At 64.4% G+C, this 9,634-nt stretch carries 9 protein-coding genes; 4 read left to right on the top strand and 5 right to left on the bottom strand.

What is annotated here, in order from left to right; all coding sequences use genetic code 11:
* Positions 1-127: 127 nt before the first annotated feature.
* Positions 128-1,144, bottom strand: a complete 1,017-nt coding sequence (locus FXV83_RS40630) for a TRAP transporter substrate-binding protein (RefSeq protein ID WP_148745644.1) — start codon at positions 1,142-1,144, stop codon at positions 128-130.
* A 261-nt stretch (positions 1,145-1,405) separates the two neighbouring features.
* On the opposite strand from FXV83_RS40630, the gene pobA reads away from it, so the two are divergent.
* Both pobA and FXV83_RS40620 read left to right on the top strand, forming a co-directional pair.
* Entirely contained in the window at positions 1,406-2,575 is a 1,170-nt protein-coding gene (gene pobA / locus FXV83_RS40625) for a 4-hydroxybenzoate 3-monooxygenase (RefSeq protein WP_148745643.1), read from the top strand.
* A 347-nt stretch (positions 2,576-2,922) separates the two neighbouring features.
* On the top strand, positions 2,923-3,342 hold the full coding sequence (locus FXV83_RS40620; RefSeq protein WP_148745642.1) for a PaaI family thioesterase: 420 nt from the start codon (positions 2,923-2,925) through the stop codon (positions 3,340-3,342).
* Positions 3,343-3,495: 153 nt separating this feature from the next.
* Here FXV83_RS40620 and FXV83_RS40615 read toward each other — a convergent pair whose 3' ends face one another.
* Positions 3,496-4,377: a LysR family transcriptional regulator gene (locus FXV83_RS40615; RefSeq protein WP_148745641.1), complete on the bottom strand. Its 882-nt coding sequence runs from the start codon at positions 4,375-4,377 to the stop codon at positions 3,496-3,498.
* A gap of 120 nt (positions 4,378-4,497) precedes the next feature.
* Here FXV83_RS40615 and FXV83_RS40610 point away from each other — a divergent pair, with 120 nt between their 5' ends.
* The gene (locus tag FXV83_RS40610) at positions 4,498-5,121 is read left to right on the top strand and encodes a pyridoxamine 5'-phosphate oxidase family protein (protein ID WP_148745640.1); all 624 of its coding nucleotides are present in this window, start codon (positions 4,498-4,500) and stop codon (positions 5,119-5,121) included.
* 213 nt (positions 5,122-5,334) lie between these two features.
* Here FXV83_RS40610 and FXV83_RS40605 read toward each other — a convergent pair whose 3' ends face one another.
* Genes FXV83_RS40605 through FXV83_RS40595 form a run of 3 tightly spaced genes read right to left on the bottom strand, consistent with a single transcriptional unit; the run spans position 5,335 to position 8,880 of the window.
* On the bottom strand, positions 5,335-6,066 hold the full coding sequence (locus FXV83_RS40605) for an ABC transporter ATP-binding protein (protein WP_148745639.1): 732 nt from the start codon (positions 6,064-6,066) through the stop codon (positions 5,335-5,337).
* Positions 6,063-7,832 (bottom strand): branched-chain amino acid ABC transporter ATP-binding protein/permease, encoded by a 1,770-nt coding sequence (locus tag FXV83_RS40600; protein WP_148745638.1) that lies wholly within the window; start codon positions 7,830-7,832, stop codon positions 6,063-6,065. The genes FXV83_RS40605 and FXV83_RS40600 overlap by 4 nt, the downstream gene beginning before the upstream one ends.
* A gap of 7 nt (positions 7,833-7,839) precedes the next feature.
* The gene (locus FXV83_RS40595; protein ID WP_187436522.1) at positions 7,840-8,880 is read right to left on the bottom strand and encodes a branched-chain amino acid ABC transporter permease; all 1,041 of its coding nucleotides are present in this window, start codon (positions 8,878-8,880) and stop codon (positions 7,840-7,842) included.
* Positions 8,881-9,053: 173 nt separating this feature from the next.
* Between FXV83_RS40595 and FXV83_RS40590 the strand changes: the two genes are divergently transcribed.
* Positions 9,054-9,563, top strand: coding sequence for a MarR family winged helix-turn-helix transcriptional regulator (locus FXV83_RS40590; RefSeq protein ID WP_148745637.1), 510 nt, complete (start codon positions 9,054-9,056; stop codon positions 9,561-9,563).
* Positions 9,564-9,634 lie beyond the last annotated feature (71 nt).

The following is a 9,634-nucleotide window of genomic DNA, read 5'->3' as shown; positions in this document are numbered from 1 at the left end:
GAGGGCTGGGGTGGGGGTGTATCCGCAATGAACGATCCCAATGTGGAGAGAGCCCCCACCCGGCGCTTCGCGCCGACCTCCCCCGCAAGCGGGAGAGGTGCAGCGAGTTCGCGGCTGCAATTCGGCGTCACTCCGCCAGCGCGTTGTACTTCTTCAGCGACGCCTTCAAATCCGCCAGTGCCGCATCCGGATCGGCGCCGGCCTTTTTGGCGCCGTCGGACCAGGTCTTGACCAGCGGCTCGGCGGCTTTCTTCCAGGCGGCGGTCTGCTCGGGTGTCAGCTTGTAGACTTCGTGGCTGGATTCCACCTTCACCTTGTCGACGCCGGCGTCCTCGAACTTACCCCAGTGTTCGCCGACCACGCCTGCCATCTCGGTCGAGCAGTTCTTGTCGATGGCGGCCTTCTGCTTGTCGGACATCGCATTGTACTTGTCCTTGTTGATCACGAACACGAAGGTCGTGGTGTAGAGCGGCGCCTCCATGTCGTACTTGGTCACCTTGTCGATGCCGAACAGCACCAGCGAACCCCAGGGGAAGGTGACGCCGTCGGCAACGCCGCGCTCGATGATGTCGCGCACCTCAGGCGCGGACGATTGCACGTTGGTCCCGCCGAGCGAAGTGACGAAATTCGCCATGGTGGCGTGGGCCGGGCGGATCTTCAGGCCCTTCACGTCCTCAGGCATCACGATCTTCTTGGTGCGGGAGTGGAAGGACGAGGGCGAGTGGACGAAGGCTAGGCAATATTTGACGTCCTTCATCTCCTTCTCGGCATACTTCCGATACCAGGCGTCCAGCCCCATCGAGCCGCCCTTGGCATCCGAGATCAGGAACGGCAGCTCGCCGGCGCCGACGATCGGGAAACGGCCGGGCTGATAACCGGGATTGACGTAGGTGACGTCGGCGATGCCGTCGCGCGCCATGTCGTAATGATCGAAGGCTTTGCCGAGCTGCTGGGCCGGGAACACTTTGCCCTTGATGGTGCCGCCGGAATCCTTCTCCACCGCGGCTGCCCAGTCTTCCAGCGACTTTTGCAGCGGATGCGAGGCCGGCACCCAGTGCGAGATCTTCAGATCGAAGGTCTTGTCCTGCGCGAACGCAGGCGTCACGCATGTTGCCAGCAGCAACGCCAGACACGCTGTCCTCATCGGTCGTCTCTCCCTGTTTTCGACGACGGGCTTCGATGGCCCGGTGTCTTTAATTAACATGTTATCTAATTGGTCGGCGCGTTCAAGCCGGAACTGGCGCGCACCCTCCCGCGTCATCTACGTCAGCCATGTTGCATGGATTTGTCGCGGTGCGGCGACGAGCACTCCCCTTTTGCCCAACCGTTATATGTTATAATTACCGTTCGCGGACGATCGCGACAAGCGAGCCGCGGCAGCCTACAGGATCGGAAGGAGCAAGTATTGCGGACAAAAGTCGCAATCATCGGGGCGGGGCCGGCCGGATTGTTGCTTGGGCAACTGCTGCACGGCTACGGCATCGACAGTGTCATTCTGGAGCGACAGAGCCCCGATTACGTGCTGGGCCGCATCCGCGCTGGTCTCCTGGAGGAGGGAACCGTCGCGCTGCTCGACCAGGTCGGCGCCGGCGCGCGGGCGCATGCCGAAGGCCTGGTGCATGAGGGCATCGAGCTTGCCTTTTCCGGCCGCCGTCACCGCATCGACATGAAGGCCGCGACCGGCAAGACGGTCATGATCTACGGCCAGACCGAGGTCACGCTCGACCTGATGAATGCACGCAAGGCGGCTGGCCTCACCACGGTCTACGAGGCCAGGGACGTGCAGCCGCATGATTTCGACGGCAGTCACCCACGCGTAACCTGGGTCAAGGACGGAGTCACCCACAAGATCGATTGCGACTTCATCGCCGGCTGTGATGGCTCCCATGGGATCAGCCGCGCCAGCGTTCCGCCCTCGGCGATCGAGGAGTTCGAGCGCATCTATCCGTTCGGCTGGCTCGGCATCCTGTCCGAGACGCCGCCGGTCAGCCACGAGCTGATCTACTCCAACCACGCCCGCGGCTTTGCCCTCTGCACCATGCGGTCAATGAAGCGCAGCCGCTATTATGTGCAGTGTTCGCTCGACGATCATGTCGACCAGTGGCCGGATGACCGGTTCTGGGATGAATTGAAGCGCCGGCTCGACCAGAAGGCGGCCGATAGCCTCGTCACCGGCCCATCGATCGAGAAGAGTATCGCACCCTTGCGCAGCTTCGTCGCCGAGCCGATGCGCTTCGGCAAGATGTTTCTTTGCGGCGACGCCGCCCACATCGTGCCGCCGACCGGCGCCAAGGGGCTGAACCTGGCGGCCTCCGACGCGCATTATCTCTCGGCCGCCTTGCGCGAGTTCTACGACGAGAAGTCGAGCGCCGGGATCGACGCCTATTCGGCGAAGGCGCTGGCGCGAGTCTGGAAGGCGGTACGCTTCTCCTGGTGGATGACCTCGATGCTGCACAAATTTCCCGACACCGGCACCATCGGCGCGCGCATCCAGCTCGCCGAACTCGACTACGTCACGCAGTCGCAGGCGGCGATGACGTCGTTGTCGGAGAATTACGTGGGGCTGCCGTTCTAGGGCGGTGCTGTAGGGTGGGCAAAGCGTAGCGTGCCCACCTCGTCTCCATTCGCGGCGAGATGGTGGGCACGCGCTTCGCGCCTTCGCCCACCCTACAGGGGCGTACGCTGCCCTCCACATCGTCATTGCGAGCGAAGCGAAGCAATCCAGACTGCCTCTGCGGAAAGATGCTCTGGATTGCTTCGTCGCATCAGCGCAAAATTGCTTTGCAATTTTATCGCGAGTTCCTCGCAATGACGATGAGAGCCGTTTCAAACACCCGCGCAAACTCCGTTTAAAACTTTGTAGGCGGTGAAACCGTCATCTACATCGCGTTCAATGGCGGCAACCAACAACGCGAGCGCCACATGACCTTCACCGACATTCCGGCCGGCTTCGAGCCGCATTTCCGCAAAGCGCCGCTCACCGATCCCTGGGAGCCGCTCTACTCGAAGAAGACCGACAAGGCCGTGATCATCGGGCTGCGCCTGGCGACACCGCACACCAATGCACGCGGGCTGATCCATGGCGGGCTGATCGCCGCGCTGGCCGACGCCGCCATGGGCTATAGCTGCGCGCAGGCGACGGGCTGGACGACGTCGTTCGTGACGGTCTCGCTGTCCATCGACTATGTCGGCGCCGCCGAGATCGGCCAGTGGCTCGCGGTCGAGAGCGACGTGATCAAGACCGGCAGCACGATCTGTTTCGCGCAGTGCCTGGTCAAGGCCGACGATGCGGTAATCGCGCGCGCCAGCGGCACTTTCCGTGTGGTGCCGAAGAAGGGGTGAACCCCGCTCTCTCCGCCGTCATGCCCGGGCTTGACCCGGGCATCCACGTCTTTGGCGCCGTGCGCGGAGGTGCGTGGATGGCCGGGACAGAGGCGAGCGGAAGCGACGCCGTCCTTCGGACGGCTATGCCCGGCCATGACGAAGATGGTTGACCTACCCAAATCTCCAATCCGCCGTCTCCACCACGAGATCGATGAACGCGCGCACCTTGGCCGAGAGCAGGCGCGAGGTCGGATAGACGATGTGGATCGGCAGCGCCGGCTGCTCGTACTTCGCCAGCACGATTTTCAGCCGCCCGCGCTTCAGCCCCTCGGCGGCCTGATAGGCCAGCACCCGCGTCGCGCCGCCGCCGGCCTCGGCATATTGCAGCGCTGCGTCGGCACTGTTGCTGATGAAGCGCGGGCTCGGCGTTACCTCGATGTCGCGGTTATCGACCAGGAAGCGCCAGTTGGTCGGCCCGAACTGGATGGTCTGGTGCTCCAGCAATGCCTGCGGCGTCCTCGGTTCGCCGTGGCGCTTCAAATAGCCGGGCGCAGCCACGACGATCCGCCGCATCTGGCCGACCTGGCGCGCCACCAGCGAGGAATCGGCGAGATGGCCGATCCGCACCGCGGCATCGACGGCATCTTCCACCAAATTGACGAGGTGGTCCGACAGCCGCAATTCGCAGGCAACCTCGGGATAGCGCTTGAGATAGGCGGTCATGACCGGCCCGACATGAAGCCGGCCGAAGCCGACCGGCGCCGACACCACGAGGCGCCCGCTCGGCCGGTTGCGTTCATCCCGGGCCGAGCCGTCGGCCTCCTCGACATCGGCGAGGATGCGCCGCGCGCGTTCCAGATAACGCGTGCCGACGTCGGTCAGGGTCACTTGCCGCGTGGTCCGCTGCAACAGCCGCGCGCCGAGATGCTCTTCGAGTGCCGCGATCAGCCGCGTCACCGCCGAGGGCGACAGCCGCAGCTTGCGCGCCGCCGGCGCAAAGCCGCGCAGGTCGGCTACGGTGACGAAGACATGCATGGCTTCGAGGCGGTCCATGGCATCATTGCATATGCTGCAATGATGAAGTGTCAAGCGGACTGATTGTTTTAGCCGCTGGACGGTCCATTTTGCACTCCGAAAGACGCAGGAACGTGCCGGATTTCAGGAGATGTTCCGATGACAGGTGCAGTGCATACTTTTGCCAGCGACGTGGCCTTCACGCCGGCGGTGAAATCGATCCAGGTCCGCAAAGGTTCGCGGCAGGCCTACGCCCTTGCCGAGCAGCGCGGCTGGCGCACCGAGGTTGACGAAAATCTGGCCGCCTTCCTGGCCGATGCCAACAGCTTCTATTTCGCCACCGCCGCGGCGGACGGCCAGCCCTACATCCAGCATCGCGGCGGGCCGAAGGGGTTCTTGAAGGTGCTGGACAAGCAGACGCTCGCCTTTGCCGATTATGCCGGCAACCAGCAATTCATCAGCCAGGGCAATCTGTCGGAGAATCCCAAGGCCTACATCTTCATCATGGACTACGCCCATCGCCGCCGGGTCAAGATCTGGGGCGAGGCGCGCGTGGTCGAGGACGACGACGCGCTGACGCAGTCCTTGATGCCGAAAGGCTATCGCGCGCGGCCCGAGCAGGCGATCGCGTTCAAGATCGCGGCCTGGGACACCAACTGCCCGCAGCACATCCCGCAGAAGTTCGACGCCGCGGATGTCGCAGCGGCGCTGGCGGCGAGGGATCAGCGGATCGCGGAGCTTGAGGCGGAGGTGGCGGCGTTGAAGGGGGAGACGGCGTTGTGAGCCGCTTCATCGTGTTTGACCTCACGCGAGCGGCGCGATCTCCCTCTCCCCTTGTGGGAGAGGGTGGCTCGCCGCGTAGCGGCGAGACGGGTGAGGGGTCTTTCTCCGCGAGCGAATGTCACGCAATCGAAATCGTGGAGACATACCCCTCATCCGGCGCTTCGCGCCACCTTCTCCCACAAGGGGAGAAGGGAAGCGGAGTGCGCGGCGAGATCACAACACGCTTGCGCCTTCGTGCTGGAAGCCGAGATAGCTGGCGGCGACCTGTTCGTTGGCGGCGATGTCGCTGGCCTTGCCGCTGAGCACGAACTCGCCGAGCTCCATCACATAAGCCCGGTCCGCGATCTTCAGCGCGGCTTGTGCGTTCTGTTCGACCAGCAGCACGGAGACGCCGCTGGCGCGCAGCTCGGTGACGATGCGGAAGATGTCGGCAACGATGATCGGCGCCAGACCGAGGCTCGGTTCGTCCAACATAAGCAGTTTCGGCGCGCCCATCAGCGCGCGGCCCATCGCGAGCATCTGCTGCTCGCCGCCGGAGAGCGTGCCGGCAAGCTGCTTGCGCCGCTCCTTCAGCCGCGGAAACAGCGTATAGACCTGCTCGATCGATCTCTTAGCCTTGCTCTTCTCGATGCGGAAGGCACCGAGCTCGAGATTGTCCTCGACGTTCATGGTCACGAACAATTCGCGGTGCTCCGGGACGAGCCCAAGTCCCATGGCGACGCGGTCCTCGATATCGAGTCGCGCCAGGTCCTGTCCGGCAAAGCTCACGCGGCCCTTCAGCGGCAAAATGCCCATGATGGCGGAGAGCAGCGTGGTCTTGCCGGCGCCGTTGGCGCCGACGATGGTGACGATCTGGTTGGCACCGACCTCGAGCGAGACCGAGCGCACCGCCTCGACCTTGCCATAGGCGACATGCGCGTCGGTGACGGACAACAGCGCGCTCATGCCGCCACTCCGAGATAGGCCTTGATCACTTCGGGATTGGTCTTGATCGTGGCCGGCGTGCCCTCCGCGATCTTGGTGCCGAAATCGAGCACCACGATGCGGTCGGCGAGGTTCATCACAAAGCCCATGTCGTGCTCGACCAGCAGCACGCTCATGCCGCCGTCGCGCAAATCGCGCAGCAGCGTGGCGAGGCGCTGCTTCTCCATGTGGCGAAGGCCCGCGGCCGGCTCGTCGAGCAGGAGCAGCATCGGGTCGACGCACAGGGCGCGCGCGATCTCGACGATGCGCTGTTGGCCGAGCGACAGGCTGCCTGCGAGCTGATGCATTTGCTCGCCGAGCCCGACCCGCTCGATCTGGCGCGCGGCTTCTGCAAGCAATTTGGCTTCATCGGCGCGGTCGAGCCGCAGCATCGAGGAGATTGGTCCGGAGTGGCCGCGCAGATGCGCGCCGATCGCGACGTTCTCCAGTACGGTCATGTCGGGCACCAGCTTGACGTGCTGGAAGGTGCGGGAGATGCCGAGCTTGACGATCTCCTGCGGCGGCGCGTTGTCGACCTTCTTGCCGAGCACCGAGATCGAGCCGGACGTGGCCGAGAGCACGCCGGTGATCAGGTTGAACGTCGTGCTCTTGCCGGCGCCGTTCGGCCCGATCAGCGCGACGATCTCGCGGGCCTGGACGTCGAAGGACACGTTATTCACCGCAATCACGCCGCCGAACTGCTTTCGCGCTTTCTCGACCTGGAGCAGGACGTTGGACTGGCTCTGTGCGCGGGTGCGCGCCTCGAGCTTGAGCGAGGTGTCCGGCTTCCTGCCGTCCGAGCGCTCGGGCAGCAGTGACATCAGCCAGGGCCAGACGCCGCCGGGGGCGAGCTGGAGCAGCGCCACCAGCATGATGCCGAACACGATGGTCTCGACCTGGCCGGAGCCGGGCAGGATCAGCGGCAGATAGCTCTGCAGCACTTCCTTCAGGACTACGACGATCGCCGCGCCGAGCACGCCGCCCCAGACATAGCCGGCGCCGCCGACCACCGCGATGAAGAGATATTCGATGCCGGCCTGTGCGCCGAACGGCGTCGGGTTCACCGCGCGCTGGAGATGGGCGTAAAGCCAGCCGGACAGGCCGGCGAGCACCGCGGCGTGGATGAACACCAGCATCTTGGCGCGCGGGGTCTGGACGCCGAACGCTTCGGCCGCGACGTGGCCGCGCCGGAGCGCGCGAATGGCGCGGCCGGTGCGGGAATCCAGCAGGTTCATGGTGAGCAGCGCCGAGAGGATCACCGCAACCCAGATCGCATAATAGATCGAACCGGGAGAGAGCATCTTGAACGAGCCCACCGACAGCGGCGGGATCGCCGAGATGCCGTCGTTGCGGCCCAAAAATTCCAGCTTGCTGAACAGGTAGAAAAGCCCGAGTCCCCAGGCCAGGGTGCCGAGCGGCAAATAATGGCCGGAGAGGCGGACCGTGACCAGGCCGAGCAGCACCGCCAGCAATCCGCTGACCACGAGCGACAACGGCAACGTCAGCCAGGGCGACAGGCCGTAGGTCGTCGACAGCACCGCCGTGGTGTAGGCGCCGAAGCCGACGAAGGCGGCCTGCCCGAACGAGGTCAGGCCGCCGACGCCGGTGAGGAGCACGAGGCCCATGGCGACGAGCGCGGTGAGGCCGATATTGTCGAGCAGCACGATCCAGAACGGCGGCATGCCCGGCAGATGCGGGATCGCCGCCATCACGAGCGCGAAGATGAGGATGGGAAGCCGGCTCTGCATCTTAGCGTCAGTCCTTCTCTTCCTCGACCGCGGGCGCGGCGAGCGAGCGCAGCAGCAGCACGGGGATCAAGAGCATGAAAACGATGACCTCCTTGTAGTTGGAGGCATAGAACGACGAGAACGCCTCGACGATGCCGACGAAGAGTGCCGCAACCGCCGTCAGGGGATAGCTGACGAGGCCGCCGATGATCGCGGCGACGAAGCCCTTCAGGCCGATCAGGAAACCGCTGTCGTAATACAGCGTGGTGATCGGAACGATCAAAATGCCCGAGAGCGCGCCGATCACCGAGGCAAGCAGGAAGGCGATCAGTCCCGACAACGAGGTGCGGATGCCGGCGAGCCGCGCGCCGAGCCGGTTGACGGCGGTGGCGCGCAGCGCCTTGCCGTAGAGCGTCAGGCCGAAGAACAGCCACAGCCCGACGATGAAGGCGATGGTAATGCCGTAGACCGCGATGCTTTGCCCGGTGAAACGCAGCGCGCCCGCGGCGAACGAGGTCGACAGCACGGCAGGCCCGCGCTGGCCTTCGGCGCCGAAGAACAGCAGGCCCAGTCCCTGAAGCGCCAGATGGACGCCGACCGAGGCGATCAGCAGCACCAGCACGGAGGTGTGCGCCAGCGGTTGGAACGCAATGCGGTAGAGATAAAGGCCGATCATCGCGACGATCACCAGCGACAGCACAATGCAGATCGCCACTGGCGGCTTCTGGCCGGCGAAATAGAGCGTCACCGCCAGCACGATCGCCGGCAGCACGATGTTGGCGAGGAAGGCGCGCACGATCAGCCGCGCGTGCAGCGCCTGCCGTGCCACGAACAGGTCGAACACAAAGGCGGCGATGCCCATGGCGAGCGCGAGCTTTGCCGTGCCCGGCATCTGGCCGGCAGCAAGCGAGGCATAGGTCAGCGCGCCATAGGTGACGAACTCGCCCTGCGGGATCAGGATGACGCGGGTGACGGCGAACACCAGCACCAGCGCCAGGCCGAGCAGCGCATAGATCGCGCCATTGGTGATGCCGTCCTGCAGCAGGAACAGCATGATAGTGGTGTTCAAGACCGGACGCTCCCCCTCAAGATCCGGACCCGTCCCCGATTGCGGTGGATGGTCCGACTACAGCCATTGAAAAACGCTGACGATATTTGATATAGTCCATAACAATTATCAAATATAACATCAAGAGTGGCGGGCGACCCTCCCGAACTTAGCGGGATTGCGAGCATGAGGCGATGACCGTTTCGAAAACCTTCGAAAAACCGGCCGAGGCGATCAAGGTCCGCAAGGACGCGCCTGAAGGGACCTCCGAAGCCCTCCAGCTCGGCGAGCTCTCCGAGCAGCTGGGCTATGTGCTCAAGCGGGCGCAGCTCAAGGTGTTCGAGAACTTCCTGCGCTGCATGGCCTCGCTCCAGCTCACGCCGGCGCAGTTCTCCGTGCTGCTGCTGGTCGAGAAGAATCCGGGCCGTAACCAGACCGAAATCGCTTCGACGCTGGGCATCCTGCGCCCGAATTTCGTGGCCATGCTCGACAATCTAGAGAGCCGCGACCTCTGCGCGCGGATCCGCTCCACCAACGACCGCCGCTCGCACATCCTGGTGCTGACCGACAAGGGCAAGGCCGTGCTGACGCGGGCGAAGAAGCTAGTCGCGACCAAGCACGAGGCGCGGCTCAACGAGCTCCTGGGCCCGGCCAATCGCGCAGCCCTGCTCGCGATGCTGTCGAAAATCGCCAACGAGTTTTGAGGCGGCGGACTCTTCACTCTCCTCTGGAGGGCAGGGCAATCGCTTATGGGTGCACGATGCGGCGACATCGG

The organism is Bradyrhizobium hipponense (assembly GCF_008123965.1).
GTDB classification, from domain to species: domain Bacteria; phylum Pseudomonadota; class Alphaproteobacteria; order Rhizobiales; family Xanthobacteraceae; genus Bradyrhizobium; species Bradyrhizobium hipponense.
Note: the sequence above shows the minus strand (reverse complement) of the source record. Positions and strands in the feature narration are given on the sequence as shown.

Coding starts and splice junctions, on each gene's coding strand:
- FXV83_RS40630 (WP_148745644.1), bottom strand. CDS start 1,144: ATGAGGACAGCGTGTCTGGCGTTGCTGCTGGCAACATGCGTGACGCCT.
- FXV83_RS40620 (WP_148745642.1), top strand. CDS start 2,923: ATGACCTTCACCGACATTCCGGCCGGCTTCGAGCCGCATTTCCGCAAA.
- FXV83_RS40615 (WP_148745641.1), bottom strand. CDS start 4,377: ATGGACCGCCTCGAAGCCATGCATGTCTTCGTCACCGTAGCCGACCTG.
- FXV83_RS40610 (WP_148745640.1), top strand. CDS start 4,498: ATGACAGGTGCAGTGCATACTTTTGCCAGCGACGTGGCCTTCACGCCG.
- FXV83_RS40605 (WP_148745639.1), bottom strand. CDS start 6,066: ATGAGCGCGCTGTTGTCCGTCACCGACGCGCATGTCGCCTATGGCAAG.
- FXV83_RS40600 (WP_148745638.1), bottom strand. CDS start 7,832: ATGCAGAGCCGGCTTCCCATCCTCATCTTCGCGCTCGTGATGGCGGCG.
- FXV83_RS40590 (WP_148745637.1), top strand. CDS start 9,054: ATGACCGTTTCGAAAACCTTCGAAAAACCGGCCGAGGCGATCAAGGTC.